We start from the raw sequence: 25,615 nt of genomic DNA, 5'->3' as shown, positions 1-25,615 counted from the left end.
GACGATGGCAGACACCGCAGGCAAGCCGCAGACGCCGCTGCTCGAATGGATCGCCGCGGGCATCGGCCTGCTCCTGCTGCTCGCTCTGTTTGCGATCATCGGCCGAGAGGCCCTGTTCGAGGGCAGCAAGGCGCCGCCCGCGATCGAGGTCTCCACGGGCGGTATCACCCGCACCGCCACCGGCTATCTCGTCGCGTTCGAAGCGATCAACCGCGCGAACGGCACCGCGGCTTCGCTGCAGGTCGAAGGCACGCTCAGGCAAGGCGATACCACGATCGAGACCAGCAGTACGACGCTCGATTATGTCCCCGGCCATGGCAGCACCCGCGGCGGCCTCTATTTCACGCGCGATCCCCGCGCCCACGTGCTGGAACTGCGTCCGCTCGGCTTCCAGCAGCCCTGAGGCCTGCACGAACCAATTGCTAATGGTTCGCAATACCGTATAGGGCGCGGCATGCATCGCTCGACCGTCCGCGCCTGGTATCTCGTCCACAAATGGACGAGTCTGGTCTGCACGCTGTTCCTGCTGATGCTGTGCGTCACCGGGCTGCCATTGATCTTCCACGATGAGATCGACGCGCTGACCGAGCAGGCCCCGCCGCTCGCGCAAGGCGCGGTCGCCTCGTCGCAGGGCGGCCTCCCGCTCGATGCGATGGTCGCCAGGGCGCTCGCCGCCCGCCCGGGCGAGGTCCCGCTGTTCATGGCGTTCGACAATGCCAGCCCTTTGCTCACCGTCACCACCGGCGCCCGCCCCGACGTGGAGGAAAGCGGGATGACCGTACAGCTGTTCGATCGCGCGACCGGCGCCCCCACCGGCCAGGTCGACGAGAGCGGCGTGATGCCCTTCCTACTCCAGCTCCACACCGACCTGTTCCTGGGGCTATGGGGGATGCTTTTCCTCGGGCTGATGGGACTCCTCTTCTTCGCCGCGATCGTCTCGGGTGTGGTCCTCTACGCCCCCTTCATGCGCAAGCTCGACTTCGGCACGTTGCGCACGCGCCGCAGCCGCCGGCTCAAATGGCTCGATTATCACAACCTGCTGGGCATCGTCGCACTGGCCTGGGCGAGCGTGGTCGGGCTGACCGGGGTGATCAACACGCTGGCGACGCCGATCGTCCAGGCCTGGCAGATGGGCGAACTCGCCGAGATGACCCGCGCCTATCAGGGCAAGAGCGCGCTGCCCCCCGCCCGCTACGCCTCGCTCGACAAAGCGATGGCCGAAGCGCGCAAGGCGCGTCCGGGCACCAATCCGCGCTTCATCGCCTTCCCGGGCGGCAGCTTCAGCAGCAAGCATCATTATGCCGTCTTCCTCGAAGGCGACACGCCGCTGACCGAGAAGATGCTGACCCCGGCGCTGATCGACGCCGAGACCGGCCAGCTCACCGACGTCCGCCCGCTCCCCTGGTACGTCCAGGCACTGTTGCTCTCGCAGCCGCTCCATTTCGGCGATTATGGCGGCCTGCCGCTCAAGATCCTGTGGGCGCTGCTCGATCTCTTCACGATCGTCCTGCTCGGCTCGGGCCTCTATCTCTGGCTGGGCCGGCGCCGCACGACGCTCGATCAGCATGTCACCGAGGTCCGCTCCGGCGGCGCGATCGCCTTATGATCCGCTCGACCTTCGCGATTCCCCTGCTCCTCGCCGCGCTCAGCCTGTTCGGGCTGGTCAGCGCGCTGCTCGGCAACGGCCTCGCCGACCTGCTCTCCTGGATCACTCTCACCACACCGATCGCCGCCGTCGCCTGGGCGATGCGCGTCCAACGCCACTGACCGAAAGGCCCGACATGCTCCGCTTCACCCTCCGCCTGGCCGCCACCGCGTCGGCACTCGCACTGGCCGCGCCTGCCTTCGCGCAGGACGCTCCCCCGCCAGCCGACGACGAGATCCTCGTGACCGCGCAGCGCGAGAACCAGTCGCAGGTGGTCCGCGGCGGCAGCGCCGGCGTGCTGGGCGACAAGCCCGCCGAAGACCTGCCCTTCAGCATCAAGAGCTATAATGCCGCGCTCGTCCTCAACCAGCAGCCGCAGACGCTGGGCCAGCTGCTCGAAAATGATCCCTCGATCCGCACTTCCTACGGCTTCGGCAACGCCGCCGAGCAGTTCGTGATCCGCGGCTTCACGCTTTACGGCGACGATATCGGCCTCGACGGGCTGTACGGCCTCGCCCCCCGCCAGCTGATCGCCCCCGAACTCTACGAGCAGGTCCAGGTCCTCAACGGCGCGAGCGCCTTCCTCAACGGCGCCGCACCCGGCGGCACCGGCATCGGCGGCAGCGTCAACCTGATCCCCAAGCGCGCCGGCGACGTGCCGCTGACCCGCATCACCGCCAACTATGCCTCCAAATCGCATATCGGCGGCAGCTTCGACGTCGCGCGCCGCTTCGGCGACGGGCGCTGGGGGCTGCGCGTCAACGGTGCGCTGCGCAGCGGCGACGTGGCGGTCGACGACGAGTTCCGCCGGACCGCGGTGATCGGCGGCGCGCTCGACTACCGCAGCGATACGGTCCGCATGTCGCTCGATCTCGCTTATCAGCGCGTCGAGGTCCGCAATCTGCGCCCCAAGGTCATCATCGGCACCACTACGATCCCCGCCGTCCCCGGTGCCGATCATAATTATGGCCAGGCGTTCAGCTATTCGAACCTCCGCGACGTCTTCGGCATCGCCAAGGGCGAATGGGACGTGACCGACAATGCGATGCTCTACGCATCGTTCGGCGCGCGCGACGGCTCGGAGGACGGCATTTACGACGGGATCACCGTCACCAACGCGCTGACCGGCGCCGCCAGCGGCAATGCGCTCTACGTGCCGCGCACCGACAATAACGAAGCCGCGATGGTCGGGCTGCGCGTCAAGCTCGGCAGCGCCGCCATCACCCATGAGATCAATTTCGGCGGCGCCTATCTGTGGCAGGTCAACCGCAACGCCTATGACTTCCTCTACGGCCCCGGTTTCGCCGGCTACGCCACCAATCTCTACGATACCCCCGACGTTGCGTTGCCGAGCTCAACCCTCGTCGGCGGCGATCTGGACAACCCCTATCCGATCAGCCGCACCCGGCTGGGCAGCATGTTCGCATCAGACACGATCGGCCTGCTCGACGGCCGCGTGCTGCTCACCGCGGGTCTTCGCCTCCAGAAGATCAAGACCAGCAACTATTCCTATGCCGGCGGCGCGCTGGACACGCAGTATAGCGAGGAAGCGGTGACCCCCGTGCTCGGGCTGGTCGTCAAGCCGGTCCCCGGCCTGTCGCTGTTCGCCAACCGCATCGAAGGCCTGTCGCAGGGCCCGACTGCGCCGATCGACCCCAATCTGATCAATCCGGGCGAGGTCTTCGCGCCCTACAAATCCACCCAATATGAAGTCGGCGGCAAGCTCGCGATCGGCGCGCTGAACCTGAGCCTCGCCGCCTTCCAGACGACGCTGCCGACCGCCTTCGCCGCCCCCGACCCCGCCGCCCCCGGCTTCCTGCGCTTCGACGTCTATGGCGAACAGCGCAACCGCGGCCTCGAGTTCAGCGTCGACGGCGAGCTGACCACCGGCCTGCGCCTCATCGCCGGCGCCTCGCTCAACGATGCCAAGCTGCGCGACACCCCCGCCGGCGCCAACGACGGCAACAAGGCGGTCGGCGTGCCCGACTATCTGGTCAACGCCAATATCGAATGGGATACGCCCTTCCTGCCCGGCGCAACCCTCACCGGCCGCTTCGTCCAGACCGGCAAGCAACAGGTCAACGCCGCCAACACGCTCGAAATCTCCGAATGGACTCGCTTCGATCTCGGCGCCCGCTACGTCGCCCTGCTCGGCACCACCCCGCTGACGCTGCGCGTCAACGTCGATAATGTCGCCAACAAGCGCTATTGGGCCTCCGCCTACGACGCCTTCAACGCGGCCCTGCTCCAGGGCGCGCCGCGGACCTTCAAGCTCTCGGCCTCGCTGGATTTGTAAAAGCGCTTCCCTCTCCCGTCGGGAGTGCGAGGTCGGATCCTCGCACTGGTTGCGCAGACTTGAGCCAAATACCCACCCCGGCGCAGGCCGGGGCCCAGCTGCGAAGCGATTGAGATCGCAGGATGCCTTTGCCTGCGCACCGATACTGGGCCCCGGCCTGCGCCGTGGTGGGGAAATTCTAGCGCGCCGAATCTCGCTCTAGGCGCGTAAAATCCGCTCCATTGCCCGCCCCTTGGCAAGTTCGTCGATCATCTTGTCGAGCCGCCGGATCTCGCGCATCAGCGGCTCCTCCACCGCTTCCACCCGGACCCCGCACACCGTTCCGGTCACGAGATCGCGGGCGGGGTTCATATGCGGCGCATGCGCAAAGAATTCTTCGACCGTCTGCGCACTCGCCAGCACCGCCTCCAGCGAGGCGGGCGAATGCCCGGTCAGCCAGCAGAGGATCGTGTCGACGTCGGCCCGGCTCCGTCCCTTCTTCTCCGCCTTCGCGACATAAGCGGGGTACAGCCCCTTGAACGTCATCCCGTAGATGCGGTGAGTCATGCGCTCCCCTTCGCCGCCTTTGGTGACCCGGAGAGGATTCGAACCTCCGACCTCTCGATTAGGAATCGCTTGCTCTATCCTGCTGAGCTACCGGGCCACGCGAGCGCTGGTACGCACAGCCGGGCGGAGAATCAATTGCGGCGCTCCGGCGGGATCACCGGCAGCGGAAGCGGCGCGACCGGCACGCCCTCGTCGGCCAGCGCGCGCGCCTCATCCAGCGTCGCCTGGCCGTGGATCGGCGCGGCGGGAGTCTCGCCCAGATGCATCGCCCGCGCCTTGTCGGCAAAGGCGACGCCCACCCACTCGGATTTCTCCAGCAGCTTCGCCTGCGCCCCGGCCAGCGCCGCCATAGCCGCCTTCACGACCTCGGGCGGAGGCCCGTCGACGGGCGCGGGTGCCGGCACGACGCTCTGCCGATTGCCCTTCGTGCCGATATTGGGCGCCATCACCGCCTTGGCGACGTCGGCGTCGCCGCAGAAGGGACAGGAGATCAGCTGCCCCTCGCGCTGCGTCTCATAGGCGGCACTAGATCCGAACCAGCCCTCGAAGATATGCCCGCCACTGCATTTGAGGTCGAACGCGATCATAGCAGTTCCGCCGCGGGGATGGCACGGCGATGGCGCAGCACCGGGACCCGCTCCCGCGCCGCCTCCACCCGCGCTGGATCGATTTCAAAAAAGCCGATACCCGCCGCTTCGCCCTGATCGAGCAGCACCTCGCCCCAGGAATCAACCACCAGCGAATGGCCATAGGTCGCGCGGCCATCCTCGTGCACGCCGGTCTGCGCTGCGGCGATCACGAACGCCGCCGCCTCGATCGCCCGCGCGCGCAACAGCACGTGCCAGTGCGCCGCGCCCGTCTGTCGGGTGAAGGCCGCCGGCACCGCCAGGATCGTCGCCCCGGCATCGCTCAGCGTGCGGAAGAGGTCCGGGAAGCGCAGATCGTAACAGATCGACAGCCCCAGCACGCCCAGCGGCGTCTGGACGGCCACGGCATGCTCGCCGGGCGCATAGCTGTTCGATTCGCGCCAGCTTTCGCCGCTCGGCAAATCGACGTCGAACAGGTGGACCTTGTCGTAGCGCGCGCGGATTCCGCCGCTCGAGTCGATCACGAAGCCGCGGTTCGCCAGCTTCCCCGCGTCGCGGCGGACCGCCAGGCTGCCGATATGCACCCAGATGCCGTGCCGCGCCGCCGCCTCGCGCACCGCGGCCAGCACCCGATCCTCGTCCTCGTGCGCCAGCGAAGCCGCCCCCCGATCCCGATCGCGATCGAGCAGCCCCGACATTTCCGGCGTGAACAGCATCGCCGCCCCGCCCGCAGCCGCCTGTGCCACGCCCTCGACAAGCGTGCGCGCATTGGCCGCGGGATCGATCCCGCTCGTCATCTGGAGCAGGGCGGCGCGGGTCATGCCGCGATCAAAGGGTCCAGTCCGCCCTCGCGGTCCAGCGCGGCAAGATCGTCCGATCCGCCGATATGCTCGTCGTCGATGAAGACCTGCGGGACGGTGGAGCGGCCGTTCGAGCGCTCGAGCATTTCCTGCCGCTTCGGCCCGCCCATCGTGATGTCATATTCCTGATATTCGACGCCCTTTTCGCCGAGCAGTTTCAACGCCCGCGAACAATAAGGGCAGAATGCCTTCGTGTAGATTTCGATCTTTGCCATGCAATCCTCGTGCTGTGACGGGCGTGGGCTTGTCAATCCAGCGCCTCACCGGGAAGAACGCGCGCCCAGCACAGAAGGATCACTTTTGCCGCGCCGCCCCGCAGCAAGACGCGGGTGCATGCCGCCGCGGTGGCGCCGCTGGTGTGGACGTCGTCGACCAGCACCACGGTCCTTCCGCGCAGCTTCTCCGGGGCGCCCGGTGCCAGCGCAAAGGCGCCCGCTACCGCCTTTGCCCGCCCCCTCGGTCCCAGCCCGCGCAGGATCGGAGTCGCCTTCACCCGTCGTAGCAGCTCCGCGTCCGTCGCCACGCCGCTCGCCCTCGCCAGCGCCTGCGCGACGGACGCCGCCTGGTTGAACCCACGCGACCAGATCCGCCAGCGGTGCAGCGGCACCGGCACGAGCAGGTCCGCGTCCTGCGGCATCAGCCGCGCCATCGCCCGCGCCATCGTCTCGGCGCAGGCCAGCCGCCGCGCATATTTGAGCTTCAGGGCCACGCTGCGCGCCACGTCGCCATAGGCCACCGCCGCGCGCACCCCGGCATGGGGCGGCGGATCGGCCATACATTCGGCGCACAGCGCGCCCTCCCCCCGGTCATAGTCGAACGGCAGCTGGCAGCCTGCGCACCAGGGCGGCCCCAGAAAGCGCAGGCTTCCCCAACATTTCGCGCAGAAGCGATGGTCCGCCCCGGTGACTTCGCCGCAGCCGGGGCAGCGCGGCGGGAGCGCGAGGTCGGCGAGCCGGGCAAGAGGCGCGAGAAGAGCCACACAGCCTTGTCGCGGGCGCGCCGCCGCTGCACAAGCCGCTCCGTGTCCGACTCCGAGATCTTTGCCCGCGCCCGCCGCCGGCTTCGCCGCGACCGGGCCGCGCCCGGCTTTGGCGATTTCGCCTTCCTGCGCGATCATATGCTCGAAGGATTGCTCGAGCGGCTGGATGCCGTGAAGCGCGAGTTCCGCGACGTCCTCGATCTGGGCAGTTTCGCCGGCGATCTCGCCATCCCCGGCGCACGCATAGCCCATCTCGACGCAGGCTTCCGCTTCGCCAAGGCCGCCGGCGGCGTCCAGGCCGACGAGGATCGCATCCCCTTTGCCGACGCCTCCTTCGATCTGGTGATTGCCGCCGGCACGCTCGATCAGGTCAACGACGTCCCCGGCGCGCTCACCCTCACCCGCCGCGTGCTGCGCCCCGACGGCCTCTTTCTGGGCGCCTTTCTCGGCGCCGGGACGCTCGCCACGTTGCGCGGCGCCTTCCTTGCGGCAGAGACCGATCGCCCCGCCGCGCGCTTCCACCCCCAGATCGACGTCCGCTCGGCCGGCGATTTGCTGTCCCGCGCCGGCTTCGCATTGCCGGTCTCGGACGTGGAGACGCTCACCGTCCGCTATGCCGGCCTGCCCAATTTGCTCCGCGACCTGCGCGGCATGGCCGGCACCAATCTGCTCCGGGATGCCAGCCCGCTGCGCCGCGAGACGCTGTTCGCCGCCGCCCAGGCCTTTGCAGGGCGCGCCGACCCCGATGGCCGCGTCCCCGAACGTTTCGAGATCGTCTATCTGACCGGCTGGGCCCCGGACCCGTCGCAACCCAAGCCCGCCCGTCCCGGCAGCGCCACTTCCTCGCTGGCAGAGGCGCTCAAGCCGAAAGGCTGAGCCTCACCCCCTAAGCAGACGCTCCAGCGCCCCGATCAGCGGCGCATCCGCCGGCGGCATCGCCAGCCCGCGCAGCTCGGCCGGCGTTACCCAGCGCAGCGCGCTGGCATGCCGCGCCTCGGGCACTGCGTCCCACGCCCGCACGACATAAAGCATCAGCAGCAGGTGCCGCCCGCCAAGCCCCTCGCTGGCGAAGGCGAGCGGCGCCATCGCGGCGGGGTCGACATCGATCCCCAATTCCTCGTGGAGCTCCCGCGCCAGCGCCGCCTCGGGCGTTTCGCCGCCTTCGATTTTCCCGCCGGGGAACTCCCATAGCCCGGCCATCGGCTTACCCGCCGGCCGCTGCTGCACGAGAACGCGCCCACCACCGTCGACCAGCGCCGCGGCGACCACCAGCAACAAGGGAGACGTATCGATCAGCACTTCCTTAACTGCCCTTCATTACCCACGTCACACCATAGCGATGAAGTCTCTGCCGATGCGAAGCCTGTACCACGTCACTGCCAGGCTGCTCCGCGATCGGCGCGCTGCCACCGCCGTCGAATATGGCCTGATCCTGGCGCTGATCGTGATCAGCTTGATGATCGGCCTAATCGCGCTTGGCGACGCCAGCATGAATCTGTGGAGCAATATCAACGACAAGGTCACGGCCAGCGGGGGCTGAACATCGTTACTCGATCGTAACGCTGCGCCTTATCCGTTTCTTTACCTCCTCTGTCCTACGCTCCTCGTGCCGAACCGGTTTTCCGGGGAGGCCGGGTGAATGAAGCACAGTTGAAACGATGGAGACCGGTATGCAGAAGATTCGCACTTTCCTCAAGAATTCCAAGGGCGCCACCGCAATCGAGTATGGCCTGATCGCCGCGCTCATCGCAGTCGCCGCCATCGCCGCGATGCAGGGTCTGGGCAACCAGCTCAACAAGACCTTCACGAACGTCTCGTCGAACATGAAGAGCTAAGCCTCATCGACTTGAAAACGGATCGGGGCGGTGGAACCAAGGTTCCGCCGCCCTTTTTCGTGCATCCGCTCGGGCTGTTACTGAAGCCGGCCCATCGCCAGGAATTTCGCGCGCCGCGCCTGGCGCAGCCCGTCGGGCGAAAGCCCCTCCAGTTCGTCGAGCGCCTCCGCGATCGCATCGCCCAGCGACTCGATCGCAGCCGCGGGAGCCCGGTGCGCCCCGCCCAGCGGCTCGCGAACGATCCCGTCGATCACGCCCAATTCCTTCAGATGCTGCGCGGTGACCTTCATCGCCTCGGCCGCGTCCGACGCCTTGTCCGACGTCCGCCACAGGATCGATGCGCAGCCCTCGGGCGAGATCACCGAATAGACCGCATGCTCCATCATCAGCACCCGGTTGCCCGCCGCCAGCGCCACCGCGCCGCCCGAACCGCCCTCGCCCAGGATCGACGCCACCAGCGGCACCCCCAGGTTCAGGCACTGTTCGGTCGATCGCGCGATCGCCTCGGCCTGGCCACGCTCCTCGGCCTGGACACCGGGAAACGCGCCCGACGTATCGACCAAGGTCACCACCGGGATATGGAATTTGTCGGCCAGCCGCATCAGCCGGATCGCCTTGCGATAGCCCTCGGGCTTACCCATTCCGAAATTATGCTTGAGCCGACTCGCGGTGTCGTCGCCTTTCTCATGGCCGATCACCATCACCCGGCGCCCGCGAAAGCGCCCGAGCCCGCCGATGATCGCGGCGTCGTCGGCAAAGGCGCGGTCGCCGCCCAGCGGCATGAAATCCTCGATCAGCCCCGCGACATAATGTTTGAAATGCGGGCGCTCGGGATGCCGCGCGACCTGCGTCTTCTGCCAGGGGGTCAGCCGCGCATAGGTATCGAGCAGCAGCCGATCGGACTTGACCTGGAGCGGCTCGATCTCCGCATCGATATTGACCTCGCCGCCCTCGGCGGTGCGACGAAGCTCATCGATCCGGCTCTGCAGCTCGGCGATCGGTTTCTCGAAATCGAGGAAGGTTGCCATCGTTGCGCGGTTAGGACGCGCCGGCCTTTGCGTCAACGCGTGCGGCCTCAAGGAGAGTTGGATCACGCGAAGGCGCAAAGGCGCGAAGAAGATGTTCGCGCAACGACGCGACGACGCAACGATGTAGAGCTTGCCGCGCTAGCGGCCTTCCATCACGAACCGTTGCCGCTTGGCCTGAGGATCGAGCGGCGGCTGACACCGCCGGAGGCAGTGCCTTCGTCGCGTCGTTGCGTCGTTGCGCGAACCAACTCACTTCCGCGCCAGAGCCTCCCCCAGCGGGTGCCGGGAATTGACCAGCTCGACCAGCCGCTTGCTGTCGACATGCGTATAGATTTCGGTCGTCGCGATATCGGCATGCCCCAGCATCGCCTGCAGCGCGCGCAGATCGGCGCCGCCCTCCAGCAGATGCGTGGCGAAGGCGTGGCGCAGCACATGCGGGCTGATCCGATCGGGCGGGATCCCCGCCTCCGCCGCCAGCGCGCGGATGATCTGGTGCAGCCGCACCCGCGACAGATGCCCCTTGCCCGAGGGAAACAGCCAGGCCCGCCCGACGTCGACATGCGCCCGCCATGCCGCCACCGCCGCCCGCGCGCGATCCGATATCGGCACCAGCCGCTCGCGCCCGCCTTTGCCCTTCAGGATCAGATAGGGCCGATCGGGCGCGATCGCATTGCGCGGCAGCGACACCAATTCGGTCGCGCGCAGACCAGATCCGTAGAGCAGTTCGACCAGCGCGCTCAGCCGCAGATCGTTCGGATCCGCCGGCACCCGCGCCTGCCGGCGGGCGATCACCGCAAACAGCCGGTCGACATCGCCGGTGCTCAGCACTTTCGGCAGTCCCCGCGAAGAACCCGGCCGCGGCAGCGCCCCGCCCGGATCGTCGGACCGAAGTCCCTCGTCCGCCAGAAACGCGAAAAAGCGCCGCAGCGCCGCAGATTTCCGCGCCACCGTAGTGCGCGCCAGCGTCTGCCAGGCGGCCCCCAGCCGCTCGAGGTCGGCCGCGATAGCTTCGCCCAGACGCCCCTCGAGCAGTTCCGACGCCAGCCGCAGATCGGTGCCGTAGGCAGCGATCGTATTGCCCGCCGCGCCCGCCTCGGCGCGCATCATTTCCAGGAAACGCTCGATCAGCCCGCGGTCGTCGAGCGCGCTCAAGCGCCCGGGCTCATGCGCGCGTGACCGCCTCGACGGCGATCATCCGCGCATAATTGGTCATCCCCGCCGCGCGCATCGCCGCAACGATGTGGAACAACGCCTCGGGCGTCACCCGCTCCCAGCCGCTGGTCTGCATCCCCACCGCCGCCAGCAGCGCCACCGTCGCGCCATCGCCGCGAATCCCGGCTGCATCGATCGCGCGGGTCCAGTCGTTGAAGCCGCCGATCTGGACATCGACCGCCACCGCCCCGCGCTGCGCATCCGCCGTCTCCAGCCGTCCGAGCCCGGCCAGTCCGGCCAGCATCATCTGTGCCTTGCGCGGCGTCGTCGCCTCGCGGAACGTATCGAAATCGCCGAACGCCACCGGCGTCGTCGCCGGATCGGCCAGCGCCAGCAGCCCCCAGCCCATGCTTCCGCGCGGCACCACCGATCGCCATTCGAGCGCCGACGCCTCCAGCCCTGCGGAGAGCATCGACGCGATCAGCTTCTCGGGCTCTTCGACCTCGGCGTTCGCCGGGATCCACGATGCTGCCCGCGCGGTCAGGATCGATCGCGCATATTGCATCCGCGGCGACTGCGCGCCGCTCCACAATGTCCGGATCGCGGTCAGCCGATCCCCGGCTTCGCTGTCGGTATAGGCAGTGCGCAGGTCGCGCGCGATCGCCATCGGACCGTTGCCGCCTTCACCCGCCTGGTCGATCTCCGAATAGAGGTCGACCAGCCCGGCGTTCGAAAAGACGCCTGCGGTTGCCGCAAGCTCCGCAGCGGGCGCGCGCGCCGCGGGATCGATATAAGGCGAAAGCGCCTGCCAATAGCGCACCTGCGGACCGGCGGTCTGATAGAGCGAGGCGGGAACCTCGAGGCCGGTCGCCGTCGCCAGCCCCCAGCGCCACGACGTAAGCTGGCTCACCCCGTTCCACTCGATCGTCACCGCGCGCCGGCCCTGCGCGCCCGCACCGACGATCTTCTCCGCCAGCAGATTGTCGATATTGCCCGCGCCGGTTCCCCGCCGCGCCTGGCTGAGCAATTGCCCGGCCTCGTTGGGCTTCCCCGCCAGTCCCGCGCACATCGCCTTGGCGAGTGCCCAGCCGCGCTGCCCGATCGCCACCGATGCGGGCTCGGCGATCGGGCAGAGGCCTGCCGGATCGGCGGTCGCCAGCGAAACCTGCTCCGCGACCTGGAACAGTCGCGTCGTATAATTGTCGATATCGACGTCGCTCACCACCGCGCGCGCCGCGATCGCCTCGCCCATCCGCACCAGCAGCCAGGCGCGCTCGGCCGCGAAGTCCGCGCCGCCGATATTGGCCGGCGTATCGGTCGGCGACATCAGCGCGCGCCGCAGCACGATCGACGCCCAGCGCGACGCGACCGGCGCATCGAGCCGCCGCATCAGCGTCTGCAGATAGCGCCCGTCGGTCGCGCCGAACGCGTTCGCCGGGAAGGGCGTGTTGCCCGCCGCCAGCACGCCCACCCGCGCCAGCGAATGGCGGGCGAATTCGGGCAGCTCATATTTGGTCAGGTCGACTTCGGCGACATCCTGTTCGTTGCCAAGCGCTGCCTCGCTCACATTGGCCGGAATCGAATCGTCGGGGAGCAGGTCGGGCGCCGGGATCGGCTGCACGACTTCGCCCCCGCGCGTCGGCGCAGGGGTGGGCGCAGCGGTCGGCGCCGGATCGTCGAAACCGGGCGGCAGCAGCGATTCGGGCGTGTCCTGCCCCGATGCGGGCATGCCTATGCCCGCAACCAGCGCGACGCCCGCCAGCAGCGATGCCGCCAGCGCGATCCGCGAACGCTTAGTTGGTGAGGTTATCAAGCGGGACCGCCTTTTCCATGCGGACCGGCTCTTGCTCGGTGCTGCGGGTCGAAAGGAAGACGATTCCCCCGATCAGCAGCACGAGGAGGATGACGACGATTGTGATCAAGCGGGACATGGAACGGACCTGAATTAAGACTGCGCCGGCCTTTTGCCCGAGACCCTGCCTCGCTGTATAGCCCCCGCACGATGTTGCAAACGCATGCACCTATTTGGCCGTGGAAGGGCAAGCCGATCGTCCTGGTCGGGCTGATGGGTGTGGGCAAGACCACCGTCGGCCGCCGCCTCGCCCAGCGCATGCGCCTGCCCTTCGTCGATGCCGACCATGAGATCGAGGCTGCGGCGGGCCTGACCATAAGCGAAATCTTCGAGCGATTCGGCGAACCCCATTTTCGCGACGGCGAGCGGCGGGTCATCGCCCGGCTGATCGACGGCACCCCCAAGGTGATCGCCACCGGCGGCGGCGCCTTCCTGAACGAGGCGACCCGCGCGCTCATCCTCGATCAGGCGATCGCGATCTGGCTCGACGCCGAGCCCGCGGTGCTCGCCGAGCGCGTCGGCCGCCGCAACACCCGCCCTTTGCTCCGCGGCAAGGATCCCCACACCGTCCTCACCGAACTCGCCAAGGTGCGAAATCCCTTTTACGCGCTTGCCCCGGTTCGGGTGCAGAGCGTAGCCGCGCCGCACGACTTCACCGTCGAAGAGATATTGAAAGCCATCGCCCCGTGAAAAGCATCCCCGTCGCGCTCGGCGACCGCAGCTACGACGTTCGCATCGAAGCCGGGCTGCTCGCTTGCGCTGGCGAAGCACTCGCCCCGCTCGCCCGCGGCCGGGCGATGCCGATCGTCACCGACGAAAATCTCCGCCCGCATCTGGCGACGCTCCAGTCCAGCCTCGCCGCCGCCGGCATTGCCAGCGAGGCGATCCTCCTGCCCCCCGGCGAAGCGACCAAGAGCTGGCGCCAGCTCGAAGCGCTCACCGATCGCCTGCTCGAACTGGGCGTCGAGCGCAGCGACCATGTCATTGCGCTCGGCGGCGGGGTGATCGGCGATCTGGTCGGCTTCGCCACCAGCATCGTCAAGCGCGGCTGCAATTTCGTCCAGATACCCACCACGCTGCTCGCGCAGGTCGATTCCTCGGTCGGCGGCAAGACCGCGATCAACACGCGCGCCGGCAAGAATCTCATCGGCGCCTTCCACCAGCCGGCGCTGGTCCTGATCGACCCCGATCTGCTCGCCACGCTCGATCCCCGCCAGGTCCGCGCCGGCTATGCCGAAGTCGTCAAATATGGCCTGATCGACGATTTCGCCTTCTTCGAATATTGCGAAGCCAACGCCGCCGCCCTGCTCGCCGGCGATTCCGAAGCGCGCGCCTACGCCATCGCCCATTCGGTCGCCGCCAAGGCCCGCATCGTCGGCGAAGACGAGCGCGAGACCAGCGGCAAGCGCGCCCTCCTCAATCTCGGCCACACCTTCGGCCACGCGCTCGAGGCCGAAACCGACTTCTCCGACAAGCTCCTCCACGGCGAAGGCGTCGCCGCCGGCATGGCGCTGGCCTTCGCTTACTCCGCGCGACGGGGCCTCTGCCCCACCCAGGACTCGCAGCGCGTCGCCGCCCACCTCCGCAGCGTCGGCCTCCCCGACGGCCTAGCCGCCGCCGGCATCACCGCATCGGGCGCAGCGCTGGTCGAGCATATGCTCCACGACAAGAAAATGGCCGCCGGCACCCTCCCCTTCCTCCTCGCCCGCGGCATCGGCCAGACCTTCCTCGACAAGACGGTCGAACTTGCCGACGTCGCGGGATTCCTCGATGCGCAGTCGCGGTAACCTCTCTCGCCCGCAAGCAGAGCGGGATACGTCCGGAAATTGGGTGGTTTGCCGACCGGCGGCTTTCGGTGAGTTGAGGCCTATAGCGGACGCGCGGCAGTGCGCTATTGTCGGACCATGGACGACCCGCTGGCGGTGATTACTGATCTCTTGCATGATGAGCACGGCATCCCTGTGGCTAAGCTCAGCCCTACCGCGAGGCTTGGGCATGATTTAGGCGTAGATGGTGACGACGCATCGGACTTGTTCCAGCGGCTTCATGAACGCTTTGGAACAAACTTCTCGGCGCTCAATGAGCAATGGCCAGAGTTTTTTCACAACGAAGGCGGGACTCTTCGGGGCTTCCTTTTGGGCCTAGCGTTGATGGTTCCGTCTACAGCGCTAACCGTGTGGATCGCGACCGTCTTCGATCTCACGACCCATATAGGGGGGCTCGTCGGGGTGGTGACGTTCTTCGCATTGTGGCTCTGCGTTGGCTGGCTTTTGCCAGCAAAGCCGAAGCGCCATCTTACAATCGAAGGGCTGGCGCAGGTAATTCGAGATGGTGCGTGGCCGAACGATTCCACGAAGGTCCGCTAATAGGTATTCAGCGCAGGCGACCGAACGACTAGCGCTGGGTCGTTTCCTGCCCGTCCGCTTTCAGTCAGGGCTGTCGCGCGTCCCGATGTCCGAGATTGGGTGGCTAGCGGACATCGATCGGCTACACCGATGCAATGAGGCGCACTTTCATTCATCTCGCTTTCGCGTCGGCCCTTACGTCTGGATGCGCGGTCTCGCCGATCGAACGTGTCAAGATGGCTCCTCCCGCAGAAGAGTATGCAAGGCAACTTCGCGCAGCAATCTGGAGCGACCTTCAATCGAACGCGATGATCGGAAACGGAAACGAGCTCGCCGCTCGATGGGCAAATGCAGGTCGCGATGTCGACAATGCGCCTCAACAGCACATCCAAAACTTGCTTTGCAGCGGCGGCCCGACACTGCTTCGTTGTCAGTTCGGACTCTTGCGAGATGGCGGAGTCGCAACGTATCTCGGTGAAACCGCTCCAGACAGGTTGGCGTGTGTGGCGAGGTTTCGACGCTCTGCCCCCAACGACCTTTGGTCTATCCCCCGCTTGCCGCCGGGGCGTAGGGGTGGCCACAGCCGCATCACGATCCAGTGCCAGCCTGTGACTTGAACGTGCGCAAGCGGGTCGTTTCCGGTCTGGCGGCTTCGAGCGCGACGCGCTCAGAGCCAGATGGCTGAAAGTGGGTGGTTAAGCGACTGGCGGCTTGTAGCGAGGGACATGTGATAACCGCCACTATAGCAGCCTCAATTTGCCCGGGCCGTCTGCTGTCGAATAGAAGATTTCCACGCGACGGTTTTGCCGTTCGCTCACACCAGGCGGTGTGGCGATACGAGGTCGGCTCGCGCCATAGCCTTTCGATCCGACTGCCTCGATGCGCCATCCGTGCGTTCGTAGATAATGCCAGATCGCTCCGGTCCGTGTGCTCGCGAGGCTAGGGCTCTCGCGCGTGTCGGTATGCCCCACTAGCCACCCCATCGGCAACGAACATGCGCTCTCATTGGCTTTGATGACGAAGTCTAATGTGCGTTTCGCCTCTCGCGACAGCTCCGCCGAGTCCGATTAAAAAACACGATGTAAGGCCCCATCTGATGGCAATGTAGGGGCTCGTCTTGCGTAGGCGAGGAAGCACCTGAGCAGAGCGCCGCCAGCAACAATAAGGGCGACCGCCGCGTCGCTTGTCCATTCATCGGGATTATTGACATCGTGTGACCGCCCTTCACTTCGAGTGCATGCTGCGTTGTTGAACGAGCGTCTGCAATCAGGAAGCTGAAAGCTGGTCTGGAACGTCCACGTCTGGGTCCTTAGCTGCCTGTCCCACTGGCCTTCGGAGGTGCCCTGAAAGCCTTTCCTACAGCGCCGAAATGTGTCATGTTCCTTATATGTTCCTACGCTCGCCACGCCCACGCTTCGCCCTCGACGCAACAACGTTACCCAGCTGCGCAACGAAACATCACGATTCGCGGGAAAAGTGGGAAGCTAAGCGCTCCGAATCGCCGCGCCGCCGCACCCAGCGTCAGTTGCCGTTCAGCGGGGATGCGCATAGCAGTGCCCCTATGCGAACCCTTCACACCGCTCTTGCCGCCGTCTCGCTCCTTGCCATGACCGCCCCCGCCGCCGCCCAGCAGGTCGCGAAGCCCGCCCCGATCCTCACCACCCCCGAGGCAAAGGACGTCTGGACCCACGCCCGGCCCGAAATCGCCCGCGTCACCCATGTCGATCTCGACCTGACCGCCGATTTCGCCGCGAAGACGCTCACCGGCAAGGCCGCGCTCGATATCCTCGCCGCGCCCGGCGCGAAGGAAATCATCCTCGACGTCGACGATCTCGACATCGCCGCGATCACCGACGCCAAAGGCAAGCCGCTCCAATGGTCGCTGGGCGCCGACGATCCCGAGCTCGGCCAGGCCCTCACGGTCCAGCTCGGCACCGCCCGTCGCATCGAGATACGCTACACGACCAGGCCAGGCGCCACCGCGCTGCAATGGCTCCCGCCCGCGCTCACCGCCGGCAAGAAATCGCCCTATCTGTTCAGCCAGGGCCAGCCGATCAACAATCGCAGCTGGATCCCCACCCAGGACAGCCCCGGCATCCGCCAGACCTGGAGCGCCACGCTGCGCGTGCCGCAAAACCTCCGCGCGGTGATGAGCGGCGAGTATGTCGAGCCCCCCAGCCCCACCCCCGGCGTCTTCACCTATCGCATGGACAAGCCGGTCCCGCCCTATCTGATCGCCTTCGCGGTCGGCGATCTCGCCTTCAAGGCGACCGGCCCCCGCTCGGGCGTCTGGTCCGAGCCGAGCATGGTCGATGCCGCCGCGGACGAAGTCGCCGATGTCGAGAAGATGATCGACGCGGCGCAGGCGCTCTACGGCCCCTATCGCTGGGGCCGCTACGACATGCTGATCCTGCCCCCCAGCTTCCCGTTCGGCGGCATGGAAAACCCCACGCTCACTTTCCTCACCCCGACGATCATCACCGGCGACCGTTCGAACACCGATGTCGTCGCGCACGAGCTCGCGCACAGCTGGTCGGGCAATCTCGTCACCAACGCCACCTGGTCGGACAGCTGGCTCAACGAGGGGTTCACCACCTATTTCGAGAACCGCATCATGGAAGCGGTCTATGGCAAGGAGCGCGCCGCGCTCTACGCCGATCTCGATTGGGACGGGCTGGTCAAGGACATAAAGGAAGCAGGCGGCGACAATGCCCCCACCACCCGCCTCCACGGCGATCCCGGCGCGACCGCGGGCCAGCTCGATTATTTCAAGGGCTCGGTCTTCCTGCGCACGATCGAAGTCGCGGTCGGCCGCCCCGCTTTCGACGCCTATCTCCGCTCCTATTTTGATCGCCACGCCTTCCAGCCGCAGACCAGCGCGGGCTTCCTGGCAGACATCCGCAAGAACCTCATCAAAAGCGACAAGGCGCTCGAGGCGAAGCTCCAGCTCGATCGCTGGACCTATCAGCCCGGCCTCCCCGAAAACGCCGTTCACGTGACTTCGGCGACGCTGGCGCAGGTCGACGGTCTGCTTGCCGCGGTGAAAGCCGGCGGTCCGGTCTCGGCGGTGAACACCCAAGGCTGGGCCACCCAGCAATGGCTGCGCTTCCTCAACGGCCTCCCCCGCCAGCAGACCCCGGCGCGGCTCAAGGAGCTGGACGACACGCTCGGCCTGTCCGCCTCGTCGAACGCCTATGTCCGCTCGGCCTGGGCGGAACTCGCCATCGCCAATCGCTACGAACCCGCGCTCCCATCGATCCGCGCCTTCGCCACCAGCGTCGGCCGCGGCCTGCTGATCCGCCCGATCTACGAGGCGCTGATGGCCCAGGGCGACTGGGGCCGCCCGATCGCGCGCGACCTGTTCGAGAAAGCGCGCGGCACCTATCATCCCAGCACCGCTGCGCAGATCGAGAAGATCGTCACCGCGAAGTAGGCGCAGTCCCGCCCTATCCGTCACCCCGGCGAAGGCCGGGGCCCATTTCGGAGAGAAGCCGGGAAGGACAACAGCGGTGGTAGCCGAAGCGCGGGCGGGAGATGGGCCCCCGCCTTCGCGGGGGTGACGAAGAAGGGGGCTAGCGCTTCCCCCACGAAGCCCAAGCCAACCACAACCACCCCAGGATCAACCCCACGCCCCCGACCGGCGTCACCGCCCCGAGCCAGGTCGGCGCCCCAAGCCCCATCGCATATAACGTCCCCGCGAACACCGCCCCGCCGCCCACGAACAACCAGGCCGGCCCCCGCGCCTGCATCCGCACCGCAATCAGCGCCGCCACGGCATGGATCAGCTGATACTGCCCCCCGGTCCTGAGCCACTCCGCCGCCTGCCCCTCGGCGCCATGCGCGGCGAACGCACCCATCGCCACCGCCAACGCGCCGGACAGCGCGGCGAGCATCGAGACCAGTCTCATTGCTTCTCCAGGTCCGTTCCCGCAGCCGCCGCCTGCCCCGCCTGGGTAAAGATGCCGTCGATGCCTGCGCGCAGGTCGCCCGTCTCGCGCTGCACCTTCAGCCGCTCATAATCGCGCTGGCGATATTCGGCTTCGGTCTTGCCGATCTGGGTCTCGTCGACGCCCACTGCCTGCATCGCCCGCCGCGCCATCACGATCGCGCTCTCCAACAGCTCGCGCACCGCGCCAGCGATCGGCGCGCCCTTCATCTTCATCACCGAGCGCCGGTCATAGGCGCGTACGAAAATCGTCGCATCGGGGAAGCTGTGGTGGATGCCCTCGAGCCGCTCGGTATCGAGCCCGTCGCCATCCTGGCAGAACAGCAAAAGCTCGGCATGCTCGGCGCCGGCCTGGCGCAGCAGGTCGATTCGGGTGCCGTCGCCATAATAGACCTTCATCCCGAAATCGCCCGCGGTCTGGATCATCTCGACATCGGTATCGACGATCGTCACCGGAATGCCCTGCCCGATCAGCATCTGCGCCACCGTCTGCCCGAAACGGCCATAGCCGACGACGATCGCGTTGCTGCCGTCCTGGCGCGGCTCCTCAACCCCGTCGGTGCTCGGCGCGGGATCGGCGCGCAGCCGCTTGGTGAGCATCATCAGGAACGGCGTGGTCGCCATCGAAACCGTGACGATCGCGCCGAACAGGCTCGCCGCTTCGCTTTCGATCAGCAGGCCCGCCTGCGCCTGCGCGAACAGCACGAAGCCGAACTCGCCGCCCTGGCTGAGAATCAGGCCCATCGCGAAAGCCTGGCGCGGCTTGAGCCCGAACAGCACGCCCAGCCCCATGATCAAGGCAGTCTTGGTTGCGATCAGCGCCGCCGCCATCGCCGCCACGAAGAAAGGACGCTCGGCGATCGCGCCCAGGTCCAGCGTCATGCCGACCGCAAGGAAGAACAGCCCGAGCAGGATCGCGCGAAACGGCTCGACATCGGCCTCCAATTCATGCCGATAGGGCGAGTCCGCGAGCATCACCCCGGCGATGAACGCGCCCAGCGCCGCCGAGAGCCCCAGCGATTCCATCACCGCCGCGCTGGCGATCACCGCGAACAGCCCGGCGAAGACGAACATCTCGCGCTCGCCCAGATTGCCGATCAGCCGGAAGAAGGGCCGCAACAGATAGCGCCCCGCCAGCACCAGACCGACGATCGCCGCCACGGTGTAAAGCCCCAGCAGCCACCCCGGCGGCCCGCCGACATCGGCCGGATTGCGCGACATCGCCGCGACGATCGTGATCAGCGGCACCAGCGACAGATCCTGGAACAGCAGGATCGCGAAGGCGCGCTCGCCGAAATCGGTGCGCAGCCGCCCAGCCGATTGCAGCATCGGCAGAACCTGCGCGGTCGAGGAAAGCGCCAGCGGCAGCCCCAGGGCGAGCGCCGCCCCGAGCGAGAATTGCGTCGCGGTCCAGACGATCGCCGCCAGCGCGATGCCGCAGATCGTCACCTGCAGTAGCCCAAGCCCGAAGATGTCGCGCTTCATCCGCCACAAGCGGCTCGGGCTCAGTTCGAGCCCGACGAGGAACAGCAGCAAGGCGATGCCCAGTTCGGCGATGCCCAGCTTGCCCTCGGCGTCGCCGACCAGCCCCAGCACCTGCGGCCCGACCACCGCGCCCGCTACCAGGAAGCCCAACGTCGCACCGAGCCCGAGCCGGCGGAAGATCAGGACGAAGATCAGCGCAAATCCAAGCAGCGGCACGGCGTCGTGGAGGATCGAGACTTCGGCATGGTCTTCCATCAGCGCTCGCCCCCCGCCGCCGCTTCGGCCGCCGCCTCGAACGCCAGCCGTATCGAGGCATGTCGCCCGCGATGCGGCAGCGCCGGCGCGAAAATTTCGAGCCCCGGCCAGTCGGGCATGTCGCCCTCGCCCGCCAGCCAGGCCGCCAATGCATCGCGCGCCGCTGCCAGTTCGTCAGCGGAACGCCCGACGACATGCATCGCCATCAGCGAGGCCGAGGCCTGTCCCAGCGCGCAGGCCCGCACCAGCATTCCCACCGCGGCGACCCGCCCGTCCGCCATCTCGACATCCACCGTCACCCGGCTGCCGCACACCGGCGAACGCTTCTCCGAAGTCGCATCGGGCGCGGCCAGCCGCTCGTGATAGGGGATCGACGCGGCCAGCCGCAGGATCTGGGTGTTGTAGAGCGGCGCGTTCATCGCGTCAGACTTAAGGGTCCGCAGGCCGAAGTGCGACCCCTAATCCTCCCCTGTACGGGGAGGATACCTATTCCGCCTCCACCGAATTCCCCACCGGCTTGCGCACCCGGGTCCGCTCCCCGAACACCGGCTCGCCCTTGCGCCGCCGATCGACGAAATCCGCAATCGTCGCGCTGCCCGTGTCGAGCAACGGATAGGTGGAACTGCTCGTGATCCATTTGGGCCGCGTCGCGGGGCCCCCGCCGACGGTGTCGAACAGCAACACCAGCAGCAGGAAGGCGACGCTCACCAGCACCAGCCCCTTGAGCGCGCCGAAACCAAAGCCCAGTGCGCGGTCGATCGGCCCGAGGAAGCTCTCGCGCGTCCTGGAGCCGATCGCATTGGCGATCAGCCGGCCGCCGAAATAGGTCAGCCCCGCCAGGATCGCCAAGGCGAGCACCGCGCCGCCCTGCGCCGTCCCCACCAATCCGGCCAGATGATAGGCCGCGGAAGTGTGGAACAGCTTGATCACCACCACCACCAGCAGCCAGGCGAGCAACGCCAGAACCTCGGTCACGAACCCGCGCAGGAAGCCCAGCACGGCGGCGCCGCCGATCACGAGCAGCACGATGATGTCGAGTCCGGTCAAAGTCATGGAAAAGCCCTCCCGCACGCGCTATACACGTCTAACACACCTAACGAAACCACGACCGAGCACGGAGCCTGCCCCCGATGAAGAGTTCACACCGCCTCGCAATCGCCCTCGCCGCGGCCGCGATGCTCCCCGCTACGGTCCAGGCGATGCCCGTCCAGACTGCAGATGCCAGCGACGCCGCGCTCGTGGCACTGGCTCGCAGCTTTGTCGATGCGCAAGCCAATTTCGATCAGAAGCGGCTGTCGGATCTGACCACCGACGATTATGTCGAAATCTCGCCCGTCGGCGAAGTCGATCCGAAGGCCGAGTTCATCGGCTTCTATGCGCCCGACAAGAAGCGCGCCGTTCCCACCACCGCGCTCAGCGAACCGCTGGTGCGCCACTATGGCAACGCCGCCTCGATCATCGCGCGGCTGGGCTTCGACGTGCCGCTCCCCGACGGCACGAGCCGCAGCGTCGCGGTGCGGGTGACCTATCTGGCGATTCGTTCGGGGACGGATTGGAAGCTGGCCTCCGCCCACTATACGCCGGTTCGCACGCCCCCGGCTGCCGCCGCCACGCCGCGATAATCCAGCGGGGCGGTGCCGGTCACCGCCCCAGCAGATGATCCACGAACGCCCCCAAATTGCGAAACCCCGCCAGCTGGAGCCCGCCCGCGTCGGCCTGCGCGGCGGGCGCCAGCGCGCGCCCGAAACCCAACTTGGCCGCCTCGCGACAGCGCAGCGCGCCGTGCGCCACCGGCCGCACTTCACCCGATAGCGCGATCTCGCCAAACGCCACCGCATCCGCCGCCAGCGGCCGCTCGGCAAGCGCCGAGACCAGGGCCGCCGCCACCGCCAGGTCCGCCGCCGGATCCTGCACCCGGTAGCCGCCCGAAACGTTGAGATAGACTTCGCAGGCCGAAAAGCTCAGCCCGCAGCGCGCCTCCAGCACCGCCAGCACCATCGCCAGCCGCCCGCTGTCCCAGCCCACCACCGCGCGCCGCGGCGTCGCGCCCGACGCCAGCCGCACCGTCAGCGCCTGCACCTCGACCAGCACCGGCCTTGTCCCCTCCAGCGCCGGGAACACGATCGTGCCGGTCACGCTCTCGTCGCGCTGGGTCAGGAACAGCGACGAGGGATTGCCCACCTCCGCCAGCCCCTCGGTCTGCATCGCGAACACGCCGATCTCGTCGGTCCCGCCGAAGCGGTTCTTCACCGCACGCAGGATCCGATACTGGTGGCTCCGCTCGCCCTCGAAGGCCAAGACGGTGTCGACCATATGCTCGAGCACGCGCGGCCCGGCGATGCTGCCGTCCTTGGTGACATGCCCCACAAGCACCACCGCGGTCCCCCGCTCCTTGGCGAAGCGGATCAGCTCGCCCGCGCTCGCCCGCACCTGGCTCACCGTCCCCGGCGCGCCCTCGATCAGGTCCGAATGCATCGTCTGGATCGAATCGATGATCACCAGCGCGGGTGCCGGCCCCTCCCCCAGCGTCGTCAGAATATCGCGCACCGAAGTCGCCGCCGCGAGCCGCACCGGCGCATTGCCCAGCCCCAGCCGCCGCGCGCGCAGCCTTACCTGGTCCGCCGCTTCCTCGCCCGAGACATAGGCGACCGCTTCGCCGCGCAACGAGATCTTCGCCGCCGCCTGCAGCAGCAGGGTCGATTTGCCGATCCCCGGATCGCCGCCGATCAAAGTCGCCGATCCTTCCACGAACCCGCCCCCCAGCGCCCGATCAAGCTCGGCGATCCCCGTCGCCAGGCGATCGGGCAAGGCAATGTCGGTGTTGAGGTCCGACAACAGGATCGCGCGCCCGCCCGACTGGAGGTTGTGCCGCGCCATGAACGGCGTCACAGTCGCCCCGGCATCCTCGACCAGCGTGTTCCAGTCCGAACAATCGACGCACTGCCCCGCCCATTTGGACGAAACCGAGCCGCAGGCCTGGCAGACATAGCGCTTCTGGGGTTTTGCCATGCGCGCAGGCTAGCGCAAGAACAGGAAGGGAACAAGCCTAGCGCGCGGGCAGGACCCCGACCCGCCGCTCCAGCGCCGCCACCGCGCGCGGCGCCGCCGGATGGCCCATCGCGCTCGCCCGTCGCAGCAGTTCGAGCGCCCTGGCCGTGTCCTTCGCACCGCCTTCGCCCTTCAGCACCATCGCCGCCAGGTTGAACGCGCCGTCGGGATCGGCCGCCGCCGCGCCTTCCTCGAACCAGCGCCGCGCCACCGCATCGTCCTTCGCGACCAGCGTGCCTTCGTAGAAATAGGTGCCCATCGCCACCTTGGCCGCCGAGCTCCCGCGCAACGCCGCGTTCTTGTAGAAGCCGATCGCCAGCTGCGGATCGGCCTTCACCCCCTCGCCCAGGTCATAGGCCCGCCCCAGCGCATAGAGCGCGTCGACATGCTCGCTCGCCGCCGCCGCCTGATACCAGGCCAGCGCCTCCTTGCGGTCCTGCTTCACGCCCTCGCCGCGATAGAGCAGCTCCGCCAGCGCATATTGCGCGCCGGGATGGTTGAGCTTCGCCGCGCGTCGATAGAAAGCGACCGCCTTCCTGGCATCGCGCGGTGTCTCGATCCCCTCGAGATAGAGGTCGCCCAGCCGCTTGGTCGCCGGGATATGGCCGACGTCGCTCGCCCGATCGAACCATTTGCGCGCCTCGTCGCCATCCTTGGCGATCCCGGCAAAGCCGCGCAGATAGACATTGGCCAGGATCACCGCCGCCTCGCCCACCGCCGTATTCCGCTCGGGCTGCTTCGGATCGAAGACCGGCGTCTCGTTGATCGGATCGAACGGCGCGGTCGCCGCCTTCTTGAGCCACTTCACCCCTTCGACGGGGTCCGATTTTGCCCCCAGCCCCTGCAGATAGAGCTTGCCGACGAACAAGGCCGCCTCGTCTCCGCCCTCGCGAAACTGGAGCTTGTCCGCAGCCTTGCGAAACCAGTCGAGCGATTCGGCATAGCGCCCCTGGTCGAACAAGGCGAAGCCCATCGGCAGGGTCTGGTCGCGGCTCGCGATGAACGCACGTGCCGCGATATAGCGTCCCTGCGCTGCGGCCACCCGGAATTCCGGACTGGCGTGGGGCGGATAGCCTTCGGAGAGCCCGCTGCTCGCCGGGAAATAGCCAGTAATGCCGGAGCTCATTCCGCCGCCGCGCGTATAGGCGCTGCGGCACGCCGCCACCGCCGTATCCAGATTGCCCTGGTTGAGCGCATTCCCGGCGCTGTCGCCCGGCGTGACCTCGGAGAGTATTTCGCTGCCGCCGACGCTGCTCGAAGCCTCGTCGACCACACCGATGCGCTGACCGAAGCGCTGCCGCGAAAGCGCCGGCAGCGGCGATCCGGGCGCAACCCGCGGGGGCGCGCTATAATCGGGGTTTCGCGGCAGCCGCGTCGGGAGGAGGATCGACGGACCCAGCACGCCGTTCGCGGCCGCCGTCGCAAAAAGGGCGCGAAAATGGGTGTCGCGCGCCAGAGCCTCGCAGGTCGCCGAACGCGGCGCCTCGGCGCCCGGCATCCGCTGCCCGCGCACCGTGAGCTCCTGGTCGGACGCCGAGGGCCGGGTCTGCGCCGCCCCTTCCCCCGCCAGCAGGACACTCGCCAACAAGCCAGCCAAAATGACAGGATTCCGGTAAGCCAAGCCACCCTCCATCGCCTGCGACCGGGCAGAGCCTATCACGACTCCGCCAGACCGCAAATCCGGGGTGAATCCCCACCCCACGGGCGAGCGAAGCGCAATTTCATGGACCCCCCACCCCGCCGCCGCTAAGCCCCG

At 67.6% G+C, this 25,615-nt stretch carries 28 protein-coding genes and 1 tRNA gene; 12 read left to right on the top strand and 17 right to left on the bottom strand.

Going from position 1 to position 25,615, the window contains the following annotated elements; translation table 11 throughout:
- Positions 1 to 4: 4 nt before the first annotated feature.
- The 4 genes from OKW87_RS00645 to OKW87_RS00630 are packed head-to-tail and all read left to right on the top strand — an operon-like array spanning position 5 to position 3,941.
- On the top strand, positions 5 to 403 hold the full coding sequence (locus OKW87_RS00645) for a hypothetical protein (protein WP_265541466.1): 399 nt from the start codon (positions 5 to 7) through the stop codon (positions 401 to 403).
- A gap of 51 nt (positions 404 to 454) precedes the next feature.
- A complete protein-coding gene (locus tag OKW87_RS00640) occupies positions 455 to 1,606 on the top strand; it encodes a PepSY-associated TM helix domain-containing protein (protein WP_265541465.1) in 1,152 nt (383 codons plus the stop codon).
- Complete coding sequence (locus OKW87_RS00635) at positions 1,603 to 1,767, top strand: hypothetical protein (RefSeq protein ID WP_265541464.1); 165 nt, start codon at positions 1,603 to 1,605, stop codon at positions 1,765 to 1,767. The genes OKW87_RS00640 and OKW87_RS00635 overlap by 4 nt, the downstream gene beginning before the upstream one ends.
- Positions 1,768 to 1,781: 14 nt before the next feature.
- Positions 1,782 to 3,941, top strand: a complete 2,160-nt coding sequence (locus tag OKW87_RS00630; protein WP_265541463.1) for a TonB-dependent receptor — start codon at positions 1,782 to 1,784, stop codon at positions 3,939 to 3,941.
- 198 nt (positions 3,942 to 4,139) lie between these two features.
- On the opposite strand, the gene OKW87_RS00625 is transcribed toward OKW87_RS00630, so the two are convergent.
- The 6 genes from OKW87_RS00625 to OKW87_RS00600 form a co-directional block, all read right to left on the bottom strand.
- Positions 4,140 to 4,487, bottom strand: coding sequence for a DUF2200 domain-containing protein (locus tag OKW87_RS00625; protein WP_265541462.1), 348 nt, complete (start codon positions 4,485 to 4,487; stop codon positions 4,140 to 4,142).
- A gap of 20 nt (positions 4,488 to 4,507) precedes the next feature.
- Positions 4,508 to 4,584 (bottom strand) — tRNA-Arg (locus tag OKW87_RS00620).
- Positions 4,585 to 4,618: 34 nt separating this feature from the next.
- On the bottom strand, positions 4,619 to 5,074 hold the full coding sequence (locus tag OKW87_RS00615; protein WP_265541461.1) for a DUF1178 family protein: 456 nt from the start codon (positions 5,072 to 5,074) through the stop codon (positions 4,619 to 4,621).
- Positions 5,071 to 5,895: a carbon-nitrogen hydrolase family protein gene (locus tag OKW87_RS00610; protein ID WP_265541460.1), complete on the bottom strand. Its 825-nt coding sequence runs from the start codon at positions 5,893 to 5,895 to the stop codon at positions 5,071 to 5,073. Before OKW87_RS00610 ends, OKW87_RS00615 begins: the two co-directional genes overlap by 4 nt.
- Positions 5,892 to 6,149 carry a glutaredoxin 3 gene (gene grxC / locus OKW87_RS00605; protein WP_265541459.1) on the bottom strand — a complete coding sequence of 86 codons (258 nt, stop codon included), beginning with the start codon at positions 6,147 to 6,149 and terminating at the stop codon, positions 5,892 to 5,894. Before grxC ends, OKW87_RS00610 begins: the two co-directional genes overlap by 4 nt.
- A gap of 32 nt (positions 6,150 to 6,181) precedes the next feature.
- Positions 6,182 to 6,913: a ComF family protein gene (locus OKW87_RS00600; protein ID WP_265541458.1), complete on the bottom strand. Its 732-nt coding sequence runs from the start codon at positions 6,911 to 6,913 to the stop codon at positions 6,182 to 6,184.
- Between the two features lie 42 nt (positions 6,914 to 6,955).
- On the opposite strand from OKW87_RS00600, the gene OKW87_RS00595 reads away from it, so the two are divergent.
- Positions 6,956 to 7,789, top strand: a complete 834-nt coding sequence (locus tag OKW87_RS00595) for a class I SAM-dependent methyltransferase (RefSeq protein WP_265541457.1) — start codon at positions 6,956 to 6,958, stop codon at positions 7,787 to 7,789.
- A gap of 3 nt (positions 7,790 to 7,792) precedes the next feature.
- Here OKW87_RS00595 and OKW87_RS00590 read toward each other — a convergent pair whose 3' ends face one another.
- Positions 7,793 to 8,206 (bottom strand): (deoxy)nucleoside triphosphate pyrophosphohydrolase, encoded by a 414-nt coding sequence (locus tag OKW87_RS00590; protein WP_265544179.1) that lies wholly within the window; start codon positions 8,204 to 8,206, stop codon positions 7,793 to 7,795.
- A gap of 61 nt (positions 8,207 to 8,267) precedes the next feature.
- Between OKW87_RS00590 and OKW87_RS00585 the strand changes: the two genes are divergently transcribed.
- On the top strand, positions 8,268 to 8,453 hold the full coding sequence (locus OKW87_RS00585; protein ID WP_265541456.1) for a Flp family type IVb pilin: 186 nt from the start codon (positions 8,268 to 8,270) through the stop codon (positions 8,451 to 8,453).
- Between the two features lie 130 nt (positions 8,454 to 8,583).
- Complete coding sequence (locus OKW87_RS00580; RefSeq protein ID WP_265541455.1) at positions 8,584 to 8,748, top strand: Flp family type IVb pilin; 165 nt, start codon at positions 8,584 to 8,586, stop codon at positions 8,746 to 8,748.
- 77 nt (positions 8,749 to 8,825) lie between these two features.
- Here OKW87_RS00580 and OKW87_RS00575 read toward each other — a convergent pair whose 3' ends face one another.
- From OKW87_RS00575 to OKW87_RS00560, 4 genes are all read right to left on the bottom strand, one after another.
- On the bottom strand, positions 8,826 to 9,776 hold the full coding sequence (locus OKW87_RS00575; RefSeq protein ID WP_265541454.1) for an acetyl-CoA carboxylase carboxyltransferase subunit alpha: 951 nt from the start codon (positions 9,774 to 9,776) through the stop codon (positions 8,826 to 8,828).
- A gap of 249 nt (positions 9,777 to 10,025) precedes the next feature.
- Entirely contained in the window at positions 10,026 to 10,928 is a 903-nt protein-coding gene (locus tag OKW87_RS00570) for a tyrosine-type recombinase/integrase (RefSeq protein WP_265541453.1), read from the bottom strand.
- Positions 10,929 to 10,938: 10 nt separating this feature from the next.
- The gene (locus tag OKW87_RS00565; protein ID WP_265541452.1) at positions 10,939 to 12,741 is read right to left on the bottom strand and encodes a hypothetical protein; all 1,803 of its coding nucleotides are present in this window, start codon (positions 12,739 to 12,741) and stop codon (positions 10,939 to 10,941) included.
- Positions 12,722 to 12,859, bottom strand: a complete 138-nt coding sequence (locus OKW87_RS00560) for a hypothetical protein (RefSeq protein ID WP_265541451.1) — start codon at positions 12,857 to 12,859, stop codon at positions 12,722 to 12,724. The genes OKW87_RS00565 and OKW87_RS00560 overlap by 20 nt, the downstream gene beginning before the upstream one ends.
- 71 nt (positions 12,860 to 12,930) lie before the next feature.
- Here OKW87_RS00560 and OKW87_RS00555 point away from each other — a divergent pair, with 71 nt between their 5' ends.
- The 4 genes from OKW87_RS00555 (at position 12,931) to OKW87_RS00540 (ending at position 18,558) form a co-directional block, all read left to right on the top strand.
- Positions 12,931 to 13,470 (top strand): shikimate kinase, encoded by a 540-nt coding sequence (locus OKW87_RS00555; RefSeq protein WP_265541450.1) that lies wholly within the window; start codon positions 12,931 to 12,933, stop codon positions 13,468 to 13,470.
- On the top strand, positions 13,467 to 14,567 hold the full coding sequence (aroB, locus tag OKW87_RS00550) for a 3-dehydroquinate synthase (protein ID WP_265541449.1): 1,101 nt from the start codon (positions 13,467 to 13,469) through the stop codon (positions 14,565 to 14,567). Before OKW87_RS00555 ends, aroB begins: the two co-directional genes overlap by 4 nt.
- A gap of 117 nt (positions 14,568 to 14,684) precedes the next feature.
- The gene (locus OKW87_RS00545; RefSeq protein WP_265541448.1) at positions 14,685 to 15,146 is read left to right on the top strand and encodes an acyl carrier protein; all 462 of its coding nucleotides are present in this window, start codon (positions 14,685 to 14,687) and stop codon (positions 15,144 to 15,146) included.
- A 1,585-nt stretch (positions 15,147 to 16,731) separates the two neighbouring features.
- Positions 16,732 to 18,558, top strand: a complete 1,827-nt coding sequence (locus OKW87_RS00540) for a M1 family metallopeptidase (RefSeq protein ID WP_265541447.1) — start codon at positions 16,732 to 16,734, stop codon at positions 18,556 to 18,558.
- Positions 18,559 to 18,697: 139 nt separating this feature from the next.
- On the opposite strand, the gene OKW87_RS00535 is transcribed toward OKW87_RS00540, so the two are convergent.
- The 4 genes from OKW87_RS00535 to OKW87_RS00520 form a co-directional block, all read right to left on the bottom strand.
- Entirely contained in the window at positions 18,698 to 19,033 is a 336-nt protein-coding gene (locus OKW87_RS00535; RefSeq protein ID WP_265541446.1) for a DUF423 domain-containing protein, read from the bottom strand.
- On the bottom strand, positions 19,030 to 20,811 hold the full coding sequence (locus OKW87_RS00530; RefSeq protein ID WP_265541445.1) for a cation:proton antiporter domain-containing protein: 1,782 nt from the start codon (positions 20,809 to 20,811) through the stop codon (positions 19,030 to 19,032). The genes OKW87_RS00535 and OKW87_RS00530 overlap by 4 nt, the downstream gene beginning before the upstream one ends.
- Positions 20,811 to 21,230, bottom strand: a complete 420-nt coding sequence (locus tag OKW87_RS00525; RefSeq protein ID WP_265541444.1) for an iron-sulfur cluster assembly scaffold protein — start codon at positions 21,228 to 21,230, stop codon at positions 20,811 to 20,813. Before OKW87_RS00525 ends, OKW87_RS00530 begins: the two co-directional genes overlap by 1 nt.
- 67 nt (positions 21,231 to 21,297) lie before the next feature.
- Positions 21,298 to 21,864 carry a CvpA family protein gene (locus OKW87_RS00520; RefSeq protein WP_265541443.1) on the bottom strand — a complete coding sequence of 189 codons (567 nt, stop codon included), beginning with the start codon at positions 21,862 to 21,864 and terminating at the stop codon, positions 21,298 to 21,300.
- Positions 21,865 to 21,941: 77 nt separating this feature from the next.
- Between OKW87_RS00520 and OKW87_RS00515 the strand changes: the two genes are divergently transcribed.
- Positions 21,942 to 22,433: a nuclear transport factor 2 family protein gene (locus OKW87_RS00515; protein ID WP_265541442.1), complete on the top strand. Its 492-nt coding sequence runs from the start codon at positions 21,942 to 21,944 to the stop codon at positions 22,431 to 22,433.
- 19 nt (positions 22,434 to 22,452) lie between these two features.
- Here OKW87_RS00515 and radA read toward each other — a convergent pair whose 3' ends face one another.
- On the bottom strand, positions 22,453 to 23,820 hold the full coding sequence (radA, locus tag OKW87_RS00510; RefSeq protein ID WP_265541441.1) for a DNA repair protein RadA: 1,368 nt from the start codon (positions 23,818 to 23,820) through the stop codon (positions 22,453 to 22,455).
- A 37-nt stretch (positions 23,821 to 23,857) separates the two neighbouring features.
- Positions 23,858 to 25,444, bottom strand: coding sequence for an SEL1-like repeat protein (locus tag OKW87_RS00505; RefSeq protein WP_265541440.1), 1,587 nt, complete (start codon positions 25,442 to 25,444; stop codon positions 23,858 to 23,860).
- Positions 25,445 to 25,615: the final 171 nt, after the last annotated feature.

Origin of the sequence: Sphingomonas sp. M1-B02 (assembly GCF_026167525.1) — a bacterium.
In the GTDB taxonomy this organism is placed as follows: Bacteria; Pseudomonadota; Alphaproteobacteria; order Sphingomonadales; family Sphingomonadaceae; genus Sphingomonas.
The sequence above is the reverse complement of the archived record's forward strand: the minus strand, read 5'-3'. Positions and strand labels throughout refer to the sequence as shown.

Excerpts from the sequence above, each read along its gene's own strand:
- OKW87_RS00645 (WP_265541466.1), top strand. The coding sequence starts at position 5 with ATGGCAGACACCGCAGGCAAGCCGCAGACGCCGCTGCTCGAATGGATC.
- OKW87_RS00640 (WP_265541465.1), top strand. The coding sequence starts at position 455 with ATGCATCGCTCGACCGTCCGCGCCTGGTATCTCGTCCACAAATGGACG.
- OKW87_RS00635 (WP_265541464.1), top strand. The coding sequence starts at position 1,603 with ATGATCCGCTCGACCTTCGCGATTCCCCTGCTCCTCGCCGCGCTCAGC.
- OKW87_RS00630 (WP_265541463.1), top strand. The coding sequence starts at position 1,782 with ATGCTCCGCTTCACCCTCCGCCTGGCCGCCACCGCGTCGGCACTCGCA.
- OKW87_RS00625 (WP_265541462.1), bottom strand. The coding sequence starts at position 4,487 with ATGACTCACCGCATCTACGGGATGACGTTCAAGGGGCTGTACCCCGCT.
- OKW87_RS00615 (WP_265541461.1), bottom strand. The coding sequence starts at position 5,074 with ATGATCGCGTTCGACCTCAAATGCAGTGGCGGGCATATCTTCGAGGGC.
- OKW87_RS00610 (WP_265541460.1), bottom strand. The coding sequence starts at position 5,895 with ATGACCCGCGCCGCCCTGCTCCAGATGACGAGCGGGATCGATCCCGCG.
- grxC (WP_265541459.1), bottom strand. The coding sequence starts at position 6,149 with ATGGCAAAGATCGAAATCTACACGAAGGCATTCTGCCCTTATTGTTCG.
- OKW87_RS00585 (WP_265541456.1), top strand. The coding sequence starts at position 8,268 with ATGCGAAGCCTGTACCACGTCACTGCCAGGCTGCTCCGCGATCGGCGC.
- OKW87_RS00580 (WP_265541455.1), top strand. The coding sequence starts at position 8,584 with ATGCAGAAGATTCGCACTTTCCTCAAGAATTCCAAGGGCGCCACCGCA.
- OKW87_RS00575 (WP_265541454.1), bottom strand. The coding sequence starts at position 9,776 with ATGGCAACCTTCCTCGATTTCGAGAAACCGATCGCCGAGCTGCAGAGC.
- OKW87_RS00560 (WP_265541451.1), bottom strand. The coding sequence starts at position 12,859 with ATGTCCCGCTTGATCACAATCGTCGTCATCCTCCTCGTGCTGCTGATC.
- OKW87_RS00555 (WP_265541450.1), top strand. The coding sequence starts at position 12,931 with ATGTTGCAAACGCATGCACCTATTTGGCCGTGGAAGGGCAAGCCGATC.
- OKW87_RS00545 (WP_265541448.1), top strand. The coding sequence starts at position 14,685 with ATGGACGACCCGCTGGCGGTGATTACTGATCTCTTGCATGATGAGCAC.
- OKW87_RS00540 (WP_265541447.1), top strand. The coding sequence starts at position 16,732 with ATGACCGCCCCCGCCGCCGCCCAGCAGGTCGCGAAGCCCGCCCCGATC.
- OKW87_RS00535 (WP_265541446.1), bottom strand. The coding sequence starts at position 19,033 with ATGAGACTGGTCTCGATGCTCGCCGCGCTGTCCGGCGCGTTGGCGGTG.
- OKW87_RS00530 (WP_265541445.1), bottom strand. The coding sequence starts at position 20,811 with ATGGAAGACCATGCCGAAGTCTCGATCCTCCACGACGCCGTGCCGCTG.
- OKW87_RS00525 (WP_265541444.1), bottom strand. The coding sequence starts at position 21,230 with ATGAACGCGCCGCTCTACAACACCCAGATCCTGCGGCTGGCCGCGTCG.
- OKW87_RS00520 (WP_265541443.1), bottom strand. The coding sequence starts at position 21,864 with ATGACTTTGACCGGACTCGACATCATCGTGCTGCTCGTGATCGGCGGC.
- OKW87_RS00515 (WP_265541442.1), top strand. The coding sequence starts at position 21,942 with ATGAAGAGTTCACACCGCCTCGCAATCGCCCTCGCCGCGGCCGCGATG.
- radA (WP_265541441.1), bottom strand. The coding sequence starts at position 23,820 with ATGGCAAAACCCCAGAAGCGCTATGTCTGCCAGGCCTGCGGCTCGGTT.